This window comes from Nocardioides lijunqiniae (assembly GCF_015024225.1).
Classification (GTDB): Bacteria; Actinomycetota; Actinomycetes; order Propionibacteriales; family Nocardioidaceae; genus Nocardioides; species Nocardioides lijunqiniae.
Genome location: NZ_JACJGM010000018.1, coordinates 37,425 through 53,510 on the forward strand (window position 1 = coordinate 37,425; position 16,086 = coordinate 53,510).

Annotated in this window: 18 protein-coding genes; 8 read left to right on the forward strand and 10 right to left on the reverse strand. The window is 72.2% G+C overall.

Going from position 1 to position 16,086, the window contains the following annotated elements; translation table 11 throughout:
- Nucleotides 1–6: 6 nt before the first annotated feature.
- On the forward strand, nt 7–1,581 hold the full coding sequence (locus IRQ30_RS12145; RefSeq protein WP_193613107.1) for an MFS transporter: 1,575 nt from the start codon (nt 7–9) through the stop codon (nt 1,579–1,581).
- 18 nt (nt 1,582–1,599) lie between these two features.
- On the opposite strand, the gene IRQ30_RS12150 is transcribed toward IRQ30_RS12145, so the two are convergent.
- Nucleotides 1,600–2,325: a TetR/AcrR family transcriptional regulator gene (locus IRQ30_RS12150; protein ID WP_227467499.1), complete on the reverse strand. Its 726-nt coding sequence runs from the start codon at nt 2,323–2,325 to the stop codon at nt 1,600–1,602.
- A 98-nt stretch (nt 2,326–2,423) separates the two neighbouring features.
- On the opposite strand from IRQ30_RS12150, the gene IRQ30_RS12155 reads away from it, so the two are divergent.
- Nucleotides 2,424–3,887 carry an MFS transporter gene (locus IRQ30_RS12155; protein WP_193613108.1) on the forward strand — a complete coding sequence of 488 codons (1,464 nt, stop codon included), beginning with the start codon at nt 2,424–2,426 and terminating at the stop codon, nt 3,885–3,887.
- A gap of 9 nt (nt 3,888–3,896) precedes the next feature.
- Here the strand turns inward: IRQ30_RS12155 and IRQ30_RS12160 are convergent, their stop codons facing one another.
- Genes IRQ30_RS12160 through IRQ30_RS12170 form a run of 3 tightly spaced genes read right to left on the reverse strand, consistent with a single transcriptional unit; the run spans nt 3,897 to nt 7,000 of the window.
- Complete coding sequence (locus tag IRQ30_RS12160; RefSeq protein WP_193613109.1) at nt 3,897–5,105, reverse strand: bifunctional RNase H/acid phosphatase; 1,209 nt, start codon at nt 5,103–5,105, stop codon at nt 3,897–3,899.
- A 22-nt stretch (nt 5,106–5,127) separates the two neighbouring features.
- The gene (locus IRQ30_RS12165) at nt 5,128–5,871 is read right to left on the reverse strand and encodes a zinc ribbon domain-containing protein (RefSeq protein WP_193613191.1); all 744 of its coding nucleotides are present in this window, start codon (nt 5,869–5,871) and stop codon (nt 5,128–5,130) included.
- A gap of 10 nt (nt 5,872–5,881) precedes the next feature.
- Complete coding sequence (locus tag IRQ30_RS12170) at nt 5,882–7,000, reverse strand: Nif3-like dinuclear metal center hexameric protein (RefSeq protein ID WP_193613110.1); 1,119 nt, start codon at nt 6,998–7,000, stop codon at nt 5,882–5,884.
- A 189-nt stretch (nt 7,001–7,189) separates the two neighbouring features.
- On the opposite strand from IRQ30_RS12170, the gene IRQ30_RS12175 reads away from it, so the two are divergent.
- A complete protein-coding gene (locus IRQ30_RS12175; RefSeq protein WP_193609880.1) occupies nt 7,190–7,507 on the forward strand; it encodes an antibiotic biosynthesis monooxygenase family protein in 318 nt (105 codons plus the stop codon).
- 197 nt (nt 7,508–7,704) lie between these two features.
- On the opposite strand, the gene IRQ30_RS12180 is transcribed toward IRQ30_RS12175, so the two are convergent.
- Entirely contained in the window at nt 7,705–9,273 is a 1,569-nt protein-coding gene (locus IRQ30_RS12180) for an AMP-binding protein (protein WP_193613111.1), read from the reverse strand.
- Nucleotides 9,274–9,423: 150 nt separating this feature from the next.
- On the opposite strand from IRQ30_RS12180, the gene IRQ30_RS12185 reads away from it, so the two are divergent.
- The 4 genes from IRQ30_RS12185 to IRQ30_RS12200 are packed head-to-tail and all read left to right on the forward strand — an operon-like array spanning nt 9,424 to nt 12,494.
- A complete protein-coding gene (locus IRQ30_RS12185) occupies nt 9,424–9,804 on the forward strand; it encodes a hypothetical protein (RefSeq protein WP_193613112.1) in 381 nt (126 codons plus the stop codon).
- Complete coding sequence (locus IRQ30_RS12190) at nt 9,788–11,269, forward strand: sensor histidine kinase (RefSeq protein ID WP_338089681.1); 1,482 nt, start codon at nt 9,788–9,790, stop codon at nt 11,267–11,269. Before IRQ30_RS12185 ends, IRQ30_RS12190 begins: the two co-directional genes overlap by 17 nt.
- Nucleotides 11,254–11,925: a winged helix-turn-helix domain-containing protein gene (locus IRQ30_RS12195; RefSeq protein ID WP_193613114.1), complete on the forward strand. Its 672-nt coding sequence runs from the start codon at nt 11,254–11,256 to the stop codon at nt 11,923–11,925. Before IRQ30_RS12190 ends, IRQ30_RS12195 begins: the two co-directional genes overlap by 16 nt.
- Nucleotides 11,926–11,960: 35 nt before the next feature.
- A complete protein-coding gene (locus IRQ30_RS12200; protein ID WP_193613115.1) occupies nt 11,961–12,494 on the forward strand; it encodes a hypothetical protein in 534 nt (177 codons plus the stop codon).
- Here IRQ30_RS12200 and IRQ30_RS12205 read toward each other — a convergent pair.
- Entirely contained in the window at nt 12,478–13,359 is an 882-nt protein-coding gene (locus tag IRQ30_RS12205) for a serine/threonine-protein kinase (protein WP_193613116.1), read from the reverse strand. The genes IRQ30_RS12200 and IRQ30_RS12205 overlap by 17 nt on opposite strands.
- 43 nt (nt 13,360–13,402) lie before the next feature.
- A complete protein-coding gene (locus tag IRQ30_RS12210) occupies nt 13,403–13,792 on the reverse strand; it encodes a hypothetical protein (protein WP_193609886.1) in 390 nt (129 codons plus the stop codon).
- 317 nt (nt 13,793–14,109) lie between these two features.
- Here IRQ30_RS12210 and IRQ30_RS12215 point away from each other — a divergent pair, with 317 nt between their 5' ends.
- Nucleotides 14,110–14,298: a hypothetical protein gene (locus IRQ30_RS12215; protein WP_193613117.1), complete on the forward strand. Its 189-nt coding sequence runs from the start codon at nt 14,110–14,112 to the stop codon at nt 14,296–14,298.
- Between the two features lie 141 nt (nt 14,299–14,439).
- Here the strand turns inward: IRQ30_RS12215 and IRQ30_RS12220 are convergent, their stop codons facing one another.
- The 3 genes from IRQ30_RS12220 to IRQ30_RS12230 are packed head-to-tail and all read right to left on the reverse strand — an operon-like array spanning nt 14,440 to nt 16,018.
- Nucleotides 14,440–14,997: a DUF2510 domain-containing protein gene (locus IRQ30_RS12220; protein WP_227467500.1), complete on the reverse strand. Its 558-nt coding sequence runs from the start codon at nt 14,995–14,997 to the stop codon at nt 14,440–14,442.
- Nucleotides 14,966–15,448 carry an ImmA/IrrE family metallo-endopeptidase gene (locus IRQ30_RS12225; RefSeq protein WP_193613118.1) on the reverse strand — a complete coding sequence of 161 codons (483 nt, stop codon included), beginning with the start codon at nt 15,446–15,448 and terminating at the stop codon, nt 14,966–14,968. The genes IRQ30_RS12220 and IRQ30_RS12225 overlap by 32 nt, the downstream gene beginning before the upstream one ends.
- A gap of 42 nt (nt 15,449–15,490) precedes the next feature.
- Nucleotides 15,491–16,018, reverse strand: coding sequence for a hypothetical protein (locus tag IRQ30_RS12230; RefSeq protein ID WP_193613119.1), 528 nt, complete (start codon nt 16,016–16,018; stop codon nt 15,491–15,493).
- Nucleotides 16,019–16,086: the final 68 nt, after the last annotated feature.

The window sequence follows — 16,086 nt, forward strand, 5'->3', positions numbered from 1 at the left end:
CCCCGCATGACCGACCAGGCCGCCCCGGCGCCCGACCGCACCGGAGCCCGCGACCCCAAGTGGTGGACGCTCATCGCCGTCTGCACGGGCGTGTTCATCCTGCTGCTCGACATCACGATCGTGAACGTCGCGCTGCCCGACATCCAGATGGAGCTCGACGCCTCGCTGTCGGACCTGCAGTGGGTCATCGACGCCTACGCGCTCAGCCTGGCCGCCCTCCTGCTCACCGCGGGGTCGCTGGCCGACCTCTACGGACGGCGGATGGTGTTCGTCATCGGCACCGGCCTGTTCATGCTCGGGTCGATCGCCTGCGGCGCCGCGCAGGACGTCTTCTTCCTCCAGGTCGCCCGCGCCTTCCAGGGCGTGGGCGGCGCCGCGATGTTCGCGACCGCCCTCGCGCTGATCGCCTCGGCCTACACCGGACGCGACCGGGGCGTTGCGTTCGGCGCCTTCGGTGCGACCACCGGCGTGGCCGTCGCGATCGGCCCGGTGCTCGGCGGCGTGCTGACCTCCGGACTGTCGTGGCGCTGGATCTTCTTCGTCAACATCCCGATCTGCCTGGGCGCGATGGCCATCGGGCTGTGGCGGGTGAAGGAGTCGCACGACCCGCGCGCCGGCCGCCCCGACTGGATCGGCTTCGTGACGTTCTCCGTCGCGCTCGGCTCGCTCGTCTACGCCCTCATCCGCGCCGGGCAGGAGTCCTGGGGCGACGGCCGGGTGCTGGTCTGCCTGGTCGCGACCGTCGTGCTGCTGGCGGCGTTCGTGGTGAGCCAGCTGCTGCAGGAGCACCCGATGTTCGACCTCGCCCTGCTGCGCAAGCCGACCTTCACCGGCGGCCTGATCGCGGCGTTCGGCGTCTCGGCGTCGATCTTCTCCCTGCTGACCTACCTCGTGCTGTACCTGCAGAACGTGCAGGGCTACTCCGCCGTCGGCACCGGCACGCGGCTGCTCTTCCTCTCCGGCGCGTCCTTCGTCGCGGCCGCGATCGCGGGCCGGCTCACCGCCAGGCTGCCCGCGAAGTGGCTGATCGTGCCCGGCTTCGCCCTCACCGGCACCGGCCTGCTCCTGATGAGCGGCCTCGAGCCCGACTCGTCCTGGACGCACCTGATCCCGGGGCTGCTGGTCGCCGGGGTGGGCATCGGCATGATCAACACCCCGCTGGCCTCGACGGCCGTGGGCGTGGTGCCGGTCGAGCGGTCGGGCATGGCCTCCGGCATCAACTCGACGTTCCGCCAGGTCGGGATCGCGACCGGCATCGCCGCGCTCGGGTCGCTGTTCAGCCACCAGGTGGCCGACGGCGTGCGCGACGGTCTCGCCGGCACGCCCGCCGCGGGTCAGTCGGCCGGCATCGCGGAGGCGGTGACCGGCGGCCAGATCCGCGCGGTGCTGGCCCAGGCGCCGGCCGACGTGCGCGACCAGCTCGCGGCCGTGGCGACGTCCAGCTTCGTCGACGCCCTCAACCACATCATCGTGATCGGCGCCGTCATCGCCTACGTCGCCGGCGCCTGTTGCCTGGTGCTCATCCGCCAGCGGGACTTCGTGCCGCAGGGGCCCGCGAAGCAGGCCACCCAGGACGCGTAGGCGCCGGGGCGAGCCCCGTCAGCCCTCGGCCTGCAGGCGCAGGCCGGCCAGGATCAGGTCGAGACCGGCGCGGAACTGCTCGGCGTCGTCGTGCGTGGCGAACTCGTCGACGATGTGGTGGACGAAGGGATAGGTCTTCGCATCGAGCGCCCGCCACTCCTCCGCCCAGCGGGCGAGGTACTGGTCGCGGCTGACCTCGCCCTCCACCACCTCGCGCGGCGGCTCCTGCCCCATGTCGGCGGCGGTGCCGACGACGAACCCGATGACCGCCGAGACCGCGTGGAAGCGCTGGCGCGGCGTGAGGTCGAGCCGGAGCGTCTGCTGGCCGAGCTGCTCGTACAGCTTGAGGCCGTGGGGCTGCAGCCCGGTGTCGCGCATGAAGTAGGCGCCGAGCCACGGCCGCTCGGCGACGGCGTCGAAGAGCGTGACCGCGATCGCGCGCATCCCGTCGATGGGGTCGTCGCGCTCCACCTGGAGCTCGGCGTCGGCGAGGACGTCGGCCAGCACGTGGTCGGCGGCCCGGTCGAGCAGCTCGTCCTTGCTGGCGACGTACCAGTAGATGCTGGCGACGCCACCGCCGAGACGGGCGGCGAGCGCGCGGAAGGTGAGGGCGGCCTCCCCCGCCTCGTCCAGGAGGGCGACGGCCTCGGTCAGCACCGCCTCCATCGAGTGCGAGGCGCGCCGGCGGGCGCCCGTGGGACCGGACGAGGTGCGAGCGGAGGATCGTCCGGTGGGGGGTGCCATGAGTCACAGTCCATCACACCTTGCTCCGTATCGAACAATGTTCTAGATTGTGGAACATTGTTCGATTCTCGAACGTCGTTCGATGTCAGGAGCCCGCCATGACCACTGCCACCACCACTGCCACCACCACCCCTCCCCGGACCTACCCCTCCCTCCGCGCCGCGTGGATGCCGCTCGCCGCGCTCTGCCTCGCCTTCTTCGTCGAGATGGTCGACAACACCCTGCTCACGATCGCGCTGCCCACGATCGGCCGTGACCTCGGCAGCGGCACCACGGCGCTGCAGTGGGTCACCGGCGTCTACTCGCTCACCTTCGGCGGACTGCTGCTCACCGCCGGGTCCATGGCCGACCGTCTCGGGCGCCGACGGGTGCTGCTCGTCGGGCTCGTCGCCTTCGGCGTCATCAGCGCCCTGGTGGTCACCGTCGAGAGCGGTGGCGAGCTGATCGCCCTGCGCGCGGCGCTCGGCCTGTGTGCCGCGGCGATGGCGCCGATCACCAACTCCCTGGTGTTCAGGCTCTTCGACGACGAGGCGCTGCGGATGCGCGCCATGACGCTGATGATCGTCGTCGGCATGTCGGGCTTCATCCTGGGCCCGGTGCTCGGAGGCACCGCCCTGGCCCACGTGAGCTGGGAGTGGCTGCTGGTGGTCAACGCCCCGATCGCGCTCATCGCCTTCCTGGGGGTGCGGCTCGGCGTCCCCGCGGACCGACCGGAGGACCTCACGCGGGACCGGCTCGACCTGCCGGGAGCCGTGCTCAGCATCGCCACCATCGGCCTGGCCTGCTACGCCCTCACCAGCGGTGTCGAGCACGGCTGGGCGTCCGCGGCCACCCTCGTCACGGTCCTCGGCGCGGTGCTCGCCGGCGTCGCGTTCGTCCGGCACGAGCGGCGCACGCCGTCCCCCATGCTCGACCTCCGGCTGTTCTCCTCCGGCACCGTCCGCGGCGCCGCCATCGCGCAGCTCGGGACGTCGATCGCGATGTCGAGCGTGATGTTCGGGCTGATCCTGCACTTCCAGTACGCCTACGGCTGGAGCCCGGTCAGGGCCGGACTGGCCAACCTGCCGCTGATCGCCACGATGGTCCTGGCGACCCCCGTCTCGGAGTGGCTGGCGCGACGGTTCGGTCACCGCGTCGCCTGCCTGGTGGGCGCCGCGCTGATGGGGGGTGCGCTGGCCGGCCTCGCCTGGGGCGTCGGCCACGGGTACGCCGCCGTCGCGGCCTGCATGGTCGTGCTGACGGTCGGCCTCCGCACGGTCATGACGATCTGCGCCGTGGCGCTCGTCGACGCCATGCCGAGCAACCGCACGTCGATCGGCGCCGCGCTCAACGACACCGCCCAGGAGGTCGGCACCAGCATCGGCACCGCCGTGGTGGGCACCCTGATCGCCGTCCTGGTCACCACCCGGCTGCCCCCGGGCGCGTGGAGCGACGACCTCGTGGCGTCGTTCTTCCACGGCGAGCGGGTGATCTACGCGGTGCTCGCGGTGGTGGTCGGTCTCGTCGCGGCCGGCGGTGCGCTCACGCTCACCGACTCCCGCAGCACCGACGAGCACCCCTGAGGCGGGCGGCTACCAGGCGGAGGGGTCGGAGAAGGCGTCGCGGTGCGGCGGCAGCGCGTTGTAGAGCCGCAGCGACGTGCGCGGCTCGTCGTCGTCGGAGGAGAAGAAGGACACCACGGTGACCGACGCCGGGGTCAGCTCCATGCGGAACACCGAGTCCAGCGGGGCGTCGACGGCGTGGCCGACCAGCGTCTTGATGGGTGTCACGTGGCTGACGACGACCACGGTCTCGCCGGCATGCGCCTCGAGCACCCGACGCAGGCCCGCCAGCACCCGCTCCTGCACGACCCGGAACGACTCGCCGCCCTCCGGCGCCGCGTCGAGCGAGCCCAGCCACTGCTTCAGGGCGTCGGGGTGCTGCTCGGCGACCTCGGCGAAGGTCAGGCCGTCCCAGATCCCGAACTCCATCTCGGCGAAGCCCGGCTCCACCTCGACCTGCTTGTCCAGCACCTCGGCCACGATGTCGGCCGACTCGCGGGTGCGGCGCACCGGCGAGGCGATGACCGCGCCGACCCGCTCGGCGAGCGGCGCGAGCCACTCGGCCGTGGCCCGCACCTGGTCGCGGCCCTCGTCGCTCAGGGCGGGGTTGGCGCTCGCCAGCCCGCCGGAGAAGCGCTTCTCGAGCGTGTGGGCGGTGACGCCGTGGCGCACGAGGATCAGCGTGGTGGTCGCTCCCCCGCCGGCCGACCAGCCCCGCGCCTGGCTCTGCACGGTCGCCGGCCGGTCGCCCTCGGCCGCGGCGGCCGGGCTCTCGATCTCCTCGATCAGCGAGTCCTCGTCGTCGCTCGGCTCCGGCGACGTGACGCCCTCGCGGACGCCGTCGAGCGCCTCGTTGACCAGACGGTCCGCGTGGGCGTTGTCGCCCCGCGGGATCCAGGTGTACGTCGTGCCGGGCGGCGCCAGCCGCGTGGCCTCCGCGGCCAGCGGGCGCATGTCGGGGTGCTTGATCTTCCAGCGACCCGACATCTGCTCGACGACGAGCTTGGAGTCCATCCGCGCCTCGACCACCGCCTCGGGCGCGAACTCCTGGGCCAGGCGCAGACCGGCGATGAGACCGGAGTACTCGGCGACGTTGTTGGTCGCACGTCCGATCGTGCTGCCGTCCTCCGCCAGGACCGCGCCGGTGTCGGCGTCGCGCAGCACCGCGCCGTACGCCGCCGGGCCGGGGTTGCCGCGCGAGCCGCCGTCCGCCTCGATGACGACGCGGCGGGCGCTCACAGCACCTTCTCGTTCGCTTCGCTCACAGGCCGGACTCGCCGGTGCGCACCAGGATCCGCTGGCACTCCTCGCAGCGGACGACCTCGTCGGTCGGCTTGGCCCGGATGATCGCGAGCTCGGCGTGGTCGATGGTGAGCTGGCAGCCGCTGCAGCGGCGCTGGCGCAGCTCGGCCGCGCCGACGCCGTGCTTGCTCGCGCGCAGCCGGTCGTAGAGCGCCAGCAGGTCCTCGGGCATGCCCTCGACCGCGGGCGCGCGCTCGGCGACGACGGCCTCGAGCTCGACGTCGAGCGCGGCGGTCTTCTCGTCGCGGGCGGCGACCAGGTCGGCCATCCGGATGTCGACGGCGCTGAGCTGCTCGGTGACCCGGGTGAGCGCCGCCTGGGCCGCCTCGAGCTGCTCCATCACCTCGAGCTCCTCGTCCTCGAGCGTCGAGATCCGACGCTCCAGGGAGGCGAGCTCGTGCTGCATGCGCTCGAGGTCCTTGGGGTTGGTGATCGCGCCGGAGTCCATGCGGTCGCGGTCGCGGGTGCGACGGGCCTTGACCTGCTCGACGTCGGCGTCGGCCTTCGCCTGGGCGGCTGCGAGGTCGTCGACCACGATCCGGGCGTCACGGGCCTGGTCGTCGAGCTCCTTGCGCTGCACGGTGAGCGTGGCGATCTCGGCCAGCTCGGGCAGGTGGGAGCGCTGGTGCCGCAGCTGGTCGGCCTTCGCGTCCAGGGCCTGGACGTCGAGCAGCTTCAGTTGGGCGAACGGGTCGGCTTTCAGCGGGTGCTCCTCAGAGGCGGGTGGTCCACGGGTCGGTGACGGTCGTGCTCACGCGGGTGCCCACCGTATCGCCCAGCGCCGCACGCACCTTCGCCTCCACCACCGGGAGCCACGTGGACTCCGCCGCCCAGTGGGCCACGTCGACCAGCGCCGGGCCGCCGCGCTCGACGAACTCGCTCGCCGGGTGGTGGCGCAGGTCGCTGGTGAGGTAGACGTCGGCGTCCGTGCGCAGGACGTCGTCGAGCAGGAAGTCCCCCGCGCCCCCGCACACCGCCACCCGTCGTACGACGCGGTCGGGGTCACCCGCGACCCGCACGCCCTGCGCGGTCTCGGGCAGCGCCTCGGCGACGTGGGCGGCGAACTCGCCCAGCGTGGTCGGCGCGACCGAGCCGATCCGGCCGGTGCCGGTCGTGGCGTCGCCCACGTCGGCGAGCTCGACGACGTCGTAGGCCGGCATCTCGTAGGGGTGGGAGCGAAGCGCGGCGCGGACCACGTCGGCGCGCAGCTCGCGATCGAGGATGACCTCGATCCGGACCTCCTCGACGGTCTCGATCGAGCCGACGGTGCCGACCACGGGGTCGGCACCCTCCAGCGGCCGGAAGCGGCCCTGGCCCGGCGAGGTGAACGACGCGAAGTCGTAGGCGCCGATGCGCCCGGCGCCGGCCTCCGCGATCGCGGCACGCAGCGGCGCCGCGGCGTCCGCGGGGACGTAGACGGTGAGCTTGTCGCGCGCGGGACCCGTGCTCGGCACGATCGGCGTGACGCCGGTGAGCCCCAGCGCCTCGGCCAGCGCGGTCGAGACGCCGTGGTCGGCGCGGTCGGCGTTGGTGTGGGCGGTCAGCAGCGCGCAGCCCGCCGCCGCGAGCGTCGCGAGCGTGCGCCCCTTGGGGGTGGTCGCGGCGACTCCGTGCACCGGCTTGAGGAAGAGCGGGTGGTGCACGACGAGCAGGTCGGCGCCCCACTCGGCCGCCTCCCGCGCCACCTCGGCCGTCGGGTCGACGGCGAACATCACCTTGGCCACGGAGGCGGCGGGGTCGCCGTGCACGAGGCCGACGGCGTCCCACTCGTCCGCCGTGCTCGGCGGGTACCAGCCGTGCAGCAGGTCGGTCAGGTCCTGGAGGGTCGGCATGCGCGCCAGGGTAGTGGCGAACCTCCGGGTCCGCGGGTCGCGGGTGGGCTGCTCCCGGTCCTGCTCCGGGAGGTTCTGGGCATGGTGGCGAGGTTCTGGGGCGTCGCGACGGCCCAGAACCTCGCCGGTACCAGCAGATGCTGGTACCGGACGCCGTCGCCGGCCACCGACGCCGCCTAGGCTCGACCCATGCCCGTCGTGAAGATCAACGCCATCAGTGTCCCGCCGCAGGCCCACGAGGAGCTCGAGAAGCGCTTCGCCGCCCGAGCCGGCACGATCGACGGCACGCCCGGCTTCCTGGGCTTCCAGCTACTGCGGCCGGTCCAGGGCGAGGAGCGCTACTTCGTGGTGACCCAGTGGGAGGACGAGGAGTCGTTCGCCGCCTGGCGCGACGGCGACGCCCGCGCCGCGCACGCCGGCCCGCAGGACGGCAGCGAGCGGAAGCCCGTCGCCAGTGGCGCCGAGCTGCTGGAGTTCGAGGTCGTGCTCGACGTCCGGCCGAGCTGACCGGGCACGCAGCCGGAGCCGAAGACGATCCCGGACCTCGGCGTCCGCGAGAGCCCGCGACCCTTCGCCCCAGCGCTCACACTGCCCCGACGAAACTCACGCTCCCGGCGTGAAGTTTCGCACCGGAAGCGTGAGTTTCACCGGGTACCCGGTGAAACTCCCCCACGCCGTCGCCGCAATCCGCAGCCGCAGGACCGTCAGTTGACCTGCCGGTCGTAGCCCTCCCAGTAGGCCTCGCGCAGCTTGAACTTCTGCAGCTTGCCCGTCGCCGTGCGCGCCAGCTCCTCGCGGAACTCCACCGACGTCGGCGCCTTGTAGCCGGCTGCCTTCTGCTTGCACCAGGCGATGAGGTCCGCCTCGGTGGCCTGCCCGCCCTCGGCCAGCACCACCAGTGCCTTGATCGTCTCGCCCCACTTCTCGCTCGGGACCCCGATGACGGCGACCTCGGCGACGGCGGGGTGGGAGAACAGCACGTCCTCGACCTCGATCGAGGAGACGTTCTCCCCACCGGTGATGATCACGTCCTTCTTGCGGTCCTGGATGGTGAGGTAGCCGTCGTCGCCGATCACACCGCCGTCGCCGGTGTGGAACCACCCGTCGCGCAGGGCCGTCGCGCTCTCCTCGGGCTGCTCCCAGTAGCCCTCGAGCACGACGTTGGAGCGCGCCAGCACCTCTCCCCCGCCCTCGGGTGAGTCGTCCGTCTCCAGGCGTACGCCGAGCGCCGGCGCCCCTGCCCGCACCAGCTTGGCGGCGCGGTCCTCGGCGGACAGGTCGTCCCACTCCTCGCGAGTGCGGTTGATGGTCAGCAGCGGCGAGGTCTCGGTGAGGCCGTAGATCTGGATGAACTCCCAGCCCAGCTCCTCCTGCACGCGCACGACGGTCTTCGTCGGGGGCGGCGCGCCGGCCATGATGATGCGCACCCGGTCGCGACCCGGGATCTCGCCGTCCCAGTCCTGGGCGGCCTCGAGGACCGCGGCCGCGACCGCGGGAGCAGCGCACATCACGGTCACCCCGTGCTGCTCCACCCGGCGCAGGATCTCGGCCCCGTCGATCTTGCGCATCACCACCTGCTTCGCGCCGAGACCCGTCATCGCGAAAGGCATGCCCCAGCCGTTGGCGTGGAACATCGGCAGGGTGTGGAGGTAGACGTCGCGGTCGGTGACACCGGCGTGCATCGCGAAGGTGACCGCGTTGACCCAGATGTTGCGGTGGGTGATCTGCACGCCCTTGGGCCGCGCGGTCGTGCCGGAGGTGTAGTTGATGGTGGCCGTGGCGTTCTCGTCGGGCTCCCACGGCCGCGGCTCGGCGCCGCCCTCCTCGGGCGGAGCGGCGTAGAGCAGGGCGTCGTCGCCGATGACGATCCGGTGCTCGGCGGTGACGTCCTTCAGCGCCTCGTCCAGCTCGGGGTCGACCACCAGCACGCGCGCACCGGAGTGCTCCACGATGTAGCGCACCTCGTCCGGGCTCAGCCGGAAGTTGACCGGGACCAGCACCCGCCCGAAGCCCGCGACGCCGAAGAAGGACGTCAGGAGCCGCGAGCTGTTGTGGCTGACCACCGCGACGCGCTCGCCCACGCCGATGCCCAGCTCGTCCAGCTTGGCGGCCTGGCGCCGGGCCAGCGCGCCGATCTCGGCGTACGTGAGCTCGCCGCCCTCCGCGCCTAGAGGCGACGCCGGCTGGACCGGCTCGTCCACGGCGCCGACGCGGTCGCCGTAGACCTGCACCGCACGGTCGATGAAGTCGGAGATGCTGAAGGGCACGATCATCGCAAGCCTCCTAGGTGACGCTGTGACGACAGCCACTGTAGTGAGGCTCGTGCTGCCCGGCGGTTGCCCCGCTGGGCGGCGGGGTGCCGCATGAGAGTCCTCTCATGCAGGTCTCACCGATGCCCCACGATGAGAGAGGATCCTGGGGACATGAGCAGGCTCTGGAAGGTCGTCCTCACGCTCGGCCTCGTGCTGCCCGTCGCGGCGTTCGTGGCCGGGTCGCTGGCCGCGTCGTCGGCCGACGAGCCGGCGCCCCGGGAGACCATCCTGATCCAGGACGCGAGCCCCAGCAGCTCCCCCACGACGCGCCCCAGCCCCACGCCGACCGGTCGGCCCTCGCCCACCGGGAGCGGCGACGACCGGGGCGACCGGCCGCCGCGCGTGGTCACCCCCGAGCCCAACCGCGCTGACGGCGGCGGGTCGGGACGGGGCAGTGGCGGCGACGACGGGGACGACGACCGCGACGACCGCGATGACGACGGGGACGACGACCGGGACGACGACGACCGCGGTGGTGACGACGACGACTGAGCCCGTCCCGTCCCGCTCGACCGCCCGACTGCGTCGGTCGGGCGTGTCCGTGCGCCTGCGCATCACCGCCACGGTGGCGGTCCTGGTCGGCATCACCCTCGGCTCGGCCGGCTTCATGGCCTACCTGATCGAGGACCAGCGGCTCGAGGCGCAGACCACCGAGGAGATCGAGCAGGAGCTCGACGAGTTCGGACGGCTCAGCGAGGAGGGGACCGACCCCGCCACCGGCGCGCCGTTCGCCTCGGTCGACCGGCTGCTCGAGCTGTTCATGCTGCGCAACGTGCCCGACGACGACGAGCTCCTCGTGGGCTGGGTGGGCGACGGGGTGGTCAGCTACTTCCCCAACGACGACCTCGTGCGTGACCCCGAGTTCCTGGCGGCGGCGCGGCCGCTCGTCACCGCCAGCAGCAGCGCGCGTCTCGAGACCGCCGAGGGCGAGGTCATGGTCACCAGCCAGCCCGTGCGCCGCGGCGACGAGCGCGGGGCGCTGCTGGTGGTGGTCTACCTCGACGAGGACCGCGCCGAGCTGCTCGACACGATGCGCACGTACACCGCCGTCGCCGCCCTGTCGATGCTGCTGCTGGTGGTCGTGGCCTTCTGGCAGTCGGGCCGGCTGCTGGCGCCCCTGCGGGTGCTGCGCGAGACCGCCGACGAGATCGGCGAGACCGACCTGTCGCGACGGATCCCGCTGACCGGCAACGACGACATCACCGCGCTGACCCGCACCGTCAACAGCATGCTGGACCGGCTCGAGGACGCGTTCGTCGACCAGCGCCGGTTCCTCGACGACGCGGGACACGAGCTGCGCACCCCCCTCACGGTCCTGCGCGGGCACCTCGAGCTGCTGGACGCCGCCGACCCGGCGGAGGTCGAGGAGACCAAGGCGCTGCTGCTCGACGAGGTGGACCGCATGGCGCGCCTCGTCGGCGACCTGATCCTGCTCGCCAAGAGCGACCGCCCGGACTTCGTCACCCCCGGTCCCGTCGAGCTCGACGAGCTCACCGAGGACGTCCTCGCCAAGGCGCGGGGGCTCGCGGAGCGGCAGTGGCTGCTCGACGCGAGCGCCGAGGTCGCAGTGCGCCTCGACGCGCAGCGGCTGACCCAGGCCCTGCTCCAGCTGGCCGACAACGCGGTCAAGCACACGCGTCCCGGCGACGTGGTGGCGCTCGGCTCGTCCTACGACGACGGCGTGGCACGCCTGTGGGTGCGCGACACCGGTCCGGGCGTCGCGCCCGAGGACCGGGCCAAGATCTTCGAGCGGTTCGGCCGCGGCCGGGTCCCCGACCACGACGAGGGCTTCGGGCTCGGGCTCTCGATCGTCAGCGCGATCGCCCACGCGCACGGCGGGTCCGTGGCCGTGGAGGACGCCCACCCCCGAGGCGCCCGCTTCGTCATCACGATCCCCGGTCCGGCCGCCGCCGCGCCGACCGCCGTACCCGAGGAGGAGCCGTGGCCCGCATCCTGATCGTCGAGGACGAGGCGCGCATCGCGTCGTTCGTCGCCAAGGGCCTGCGCGCCGACGGGCACGTCGCCACCGTCGTCGGCGACGGAGTGCTGGGCCTCGACCACGCCCTCAGCGGCGAGCACGACCTGATGATCCTCGACATCGGGCTGCCGCGACTCGACGGCTTCGACGTGCTCGACCAGCTGCGGTCCCAGGGCTCGCGGATGCCGGTCATCGTGCTGACCGCACGCGACTCGGTGACCGACACCGTGACGGCCCTGGAGGGCGGGGCGGACGACTACATGCCCAAGCCGTTCCGGTTCGCCGAGCTCCTCGCCCGGGTGCGGCTGCGGCTGCGCCAGGCCCACGAGGGCGACGGGGGCAACGCGACCGAGGCGCTCGAGGCCGGCGGCGTAAGGCTCGACCTGCGCACGCGCCGGGCCACCGTGGGCGGCCGGGAGCTCGACCTGTCGGCGCGCGAGTTCGCGCTGGCCGAGATCTTCCTGCTCAACCCCGGGCAGGTGCTCTCGCGCGAGCAGCTGCTCGACCACGTGTGGGGCTACGACTTCGACCCGGGGTCGAACGTCGTGGACGTCTACGTCGGCTACCTGCGCCGCAAGCTCGGCGCCGAGTCGATCGTGACCGTGCGCGGGATGGGCTACCGCCTGAGCACGTGAGTTTGGTGCCGCCGCGACGGTGGCAGGCTCCGGCGATGACGACGTTCGGGCCGGTGCGCGGACCCCACGGGCGCGTCGACGTGACGGTCGGGCCCTCCTCGATCACCCTCCGCCCCCGCGGCTCCGCCCTGGACGCCGTCGACGGCGGCGAGATCCTGCTCGTGCTGGGCGCTGTCGTGATCGTCGTCGTGGGGGCGCTGCTCCCCGAGCCCTTCAGCTACGTCTGCTTCGCCGTAGCCGGTCTGATCGTCCTGGGGCTGGCCCTGACGTACGTCGTGGCGTACGCGACCGCGGCGGTGATGCTCGTCGTGACCGCCGTGCGGCTGCTGACCGAGGACGGCCGGCGACGCGTGCGGGGGTCGCTGAAGGACCTGATGAGCGTCACGGCGGTCGAGCACGGCGAGCTCTCACGGGCGGAGATCCTGTGGGTGTCTCCCGTCGAGCGGCGGCTCAGGCCGCGGATCCGGCTCGGTCACGCTCGCGGGGAGCTCGTGCTCAGCGCCTGGGCGTGGCGCGCAGGCGAGCTGGAGGGTCTCGCGCGGGAGCTGGAGGTCAGCGCCGCACCTTGAACGTCAACCGCGCCGGCGGCTGGGCGGTGAGCGCGGGCTCGAGGGCACCGGCCACCTCGTGCGGCTCGGGCCGGTCCCCGGGCGCGGGGGCGAGCATCGCGTAGACGGTCTTGGCGACGTCGGCGCGCACCGTGTCGGGCAGCACGTAGGGCTCCTCGACCAGCTGCGGGAAGCGCACGGCGGGGTCCTCGGACTCGCGGTCGCCCTCGTCGAAGGCGCGGTAGCCGGCGATCGCCTCGAAGAGGGTGACCCCCAGGCCCCAGACGTCACTGGCGTAGCCGGGCGCCCCGGCCCTGCCCGGGTCGCACTGCTCCGGCGCCATGTAGCCGTCGGTCCCGATGGTGCTGGTGAGCTCCGCGGCGCGGTGGCCCGGGCGGGCGACCGAGAGGTCGATGAGCCGGGCGGGAGCGCCCATGATCACGTTGCTGGGCTTGATGTCGAGGTGCACCACGTCGACGTGGCGGAAGTAGTGCAGCGCCGAGGCCACGTCGACGGCCAGTGGCAGGTACTGCTGCTCCTGCAGGGGCCCGTAGCGCCGGATCAGCGTCGAGAGCCGCGGCCCGTCGACGTTCTCCAGCACCAGGTGCGGCCGCTCCCCCTCGAGCTCGTGGCGCAGCCGCCGCACCACCACCGGATGGTTGGCCTGGTCGAGCGCGGCCGCCTCGCGGGCAAGGCCCTCGAGGGTGGCCTCGTCGTCGACCTCGGTGGGCCGGACGACCTTGACCACGACGGGCGAGTAGGTGATCTCGTCGAAGGCCAGGTAGGCCTCGTACGCCGATCCCCCGCCGAGCAGCCGCATCGCGGTCAGCTCGGCGGTGATCGGGTCACCCTCGCGGAAGTGCCAGCTCTCGTCGGCGTGCGTCATGGTCGTCTCCGGTGGTGGTGGGCGGTACGGCGGTCGGGTCGCGTCAGCCGCGCGTGTTGTTGCGCGAGCGGTCGTTGGTCTTGTTCTGCGACCAGTCGACCTTGCGCTTGCCGGGACCGTCCTGCGTCCAGTCCTTCTTCTGCTTGGCGCGGCTCTTGTCGCGACCGGAGTTGGCGCCGGAGCGGGTGTTGTCGCGGGTGTTGCTCTGGCCGCCGGTGCGCGTGTTGGTGTTCGTGTTGCTGTTGTCGCGCTTGGCCAGGCCGGTGTCGTCGTCATCGTCGTCGTCGTTGACGAGCACGAGGTCGGGGGTGTCGTCGTCCCGCTTGAGCCGCGAGTCGTCGGCGGTGGCCGAGGTCAGCGGCAGCGCCAGGAGCCCGGTGGTCACGAGCCCGGCGACCGCCGTGGTGGCGACGCGGAGGGTGGTGATCTTCATGGTGGTGTCCTTCTCTCGGTGGAACTGCTGTCGAGGAAGACACTCGCGGTGCGCGGTGAGCCGTCCATGAGCCGCGCATGAGAGCACTCTCACGAACGCGCAGGTCAGAGGGTGCTGCAGGGCCTCGCGCCACGTCGGCACCCCCGAGGTGGGCGTCGGCCACGGACCCCGTCAGGCGGAAGATTCCGTTCCGCTACCCGTGACCTCCTCCCGCCTCGTCCGTTGACCTCGATGGTGGCCGGGCGATCGGGGGATGGCCCGGCCACACTCACGTCCCGCGCACCCCTCGTCGACGCGCCTCACGTACGGTCGATCGCATGACTCCACGGATGAGGGCCATGGGTGCCGGTGTCGGTCTGGGAGCGGGCCTCGGGCTGGTGTTCTGGCTGCTGTTCGACAACGTCGCGCTCTTCCCGCTCTGGGTCGGCGTCGGGGTGGTCATGGGAGCAGCCAGGGCGAACCAGGCGTCCGACGACCATCCGACCAGCGGTGACGACCGCCGATGAACGGCAGCGGATCGCCGGATGCGGTGGGCGCAGAGGGGATCGAACCCCCGACCACCTCGTTGTAAGGAATGGCCTGCTATGCGTTGTGCCGACCTGCGGTTATGCCGTCGAACCGGTTGCGTTGTGCATTGAGTTATGTGGTCAATCTCTGAGGGCGCCGGCGATCACGGGGATAGCGATCCGTGATCCGACACCTAGGCCGATGAGCACGAACGCGATGAGGCGCTGGGTCGAGATGGCGTCGTTGCACTCTTTCGCGACGGCGGAGATGCGGGCGGCCTCGATCGCGCCGCCCTCGTCCATGATGACCTCCGCCTGACGAATGGCGATCTTGGTGTCGGTGAACTCCGCGCTGATCCAGTTGCCGCAGCTTTCGCCGTCCACCGAGGTGCCCATGAACGTCAGCACCAGCAGTGGTGCGAGGAAGACCAGCGCGATCGCCCAGGAGATCTTCTTGATCGCGCCGGGGGTGTTGCGGCTGGGCGCGGCGTTCGGCGCGATGTTCTCGGTCCACTTGTCCCCGTCCCAGTAGCGGCGCGTGTCGGCCATCGTGGGGTGCGGGTACCAGCCGGCCGGCGGCTTCTGCCTAGCCGGCTGATCTGCGGGCTTCTTCGCCGGCGCGCGCTGTTCCTTCGACAGGGCGGCGTCCATCGCCTTCTTGGAGCGCTCAGACCTCCCCGTCGGCTGCTCGTCCGTCATCGTGTGCCTCCCGGCGTCGTACGGCGTCGCGGACCATGAGCCGCTCCCCCAGGTGCATGTACTCCAGGCGCCGATCGAGGATCCGCCGGGTGACCCACAGCTCGGACGCGGCCTCGTTGCGGTCGTCGGTCCACACCAGCACGTCGGCCAGCTGCTCGACGGTGATCAGCTTCCGCGCCGCCCACGCGTCGGCGTCGGCCTCCGCCCGCGCCCCCTGCCGGCTGGCGTCGGCGTAGTTGCACTGCCCCGTGTGCCCGAGCTCGCGGTGCCCCAGCTCGTGCGCCAGCGCGCACCGGCGCTGCACCTGCTTCAAGCCCGGGCGCATCAGGATCACGTTGTGCGCCGGCACCCACCAGGCGTCGCCCGAGGGGAGATCGGTCTGCTCGTAGATCAGCTCGTCGAGCATCCGCAGCTCGCGCCACGGGTTGTAGCGGCCCCCCGATGTCCCCATGGGTCGAGACCGTAGGTCTCGCCACCGACACGGCCACGACGGTCACTTCTTCTTCGTCTGGTTCTCGCGGGCCCGGCGCGCGATCTCGTCAACCTGCTCGGCGTCCTCGGGGTCGCCCTGCTCGGCCACCGCCTTGAGCGTGCGCTCATGCTCTGCGCGCGCCGCGAGCACCCCGGCCACGGTGGGCTCGATGCTCTCGGCCGGGTCGTCGTACGTCGGCGCCTCACCGCGGCGCGGGTCCTCAACGATGGCGTCGACCAGGTGCGCGATCGCGGCGGCCTGCTGCTCGGAGAGGTCGTTGGCCGTGGTGGGCAGCAGCTGGAAGAGCCGGGGCATGGTGTCTCGCACCTCGAGCCCGAGGGACTGCGCGGCCGCCAGCACGACTGCTCTCTCCGGCACGCGGAGGCCGCGCGCGAGGGCCTTCATGGTGGGCGGGTCCGGGAAGTTCTTGATGGGGTCCTTCACGAGCTGCTGCAGGCGCTTCCCGCTGGGCGTGCCCCCGCAGTCGCGCGACAGCTCGGGGTAGGTCCGACGACCCTTGTGGGTGTCGATGAGTTCGCTGAGGTCCACGCCTACCACTCTCTTGCCCTGCTGCGACGGGCGGCAAGCCGACTGAATCTTGCCCGCCTACCACTAGT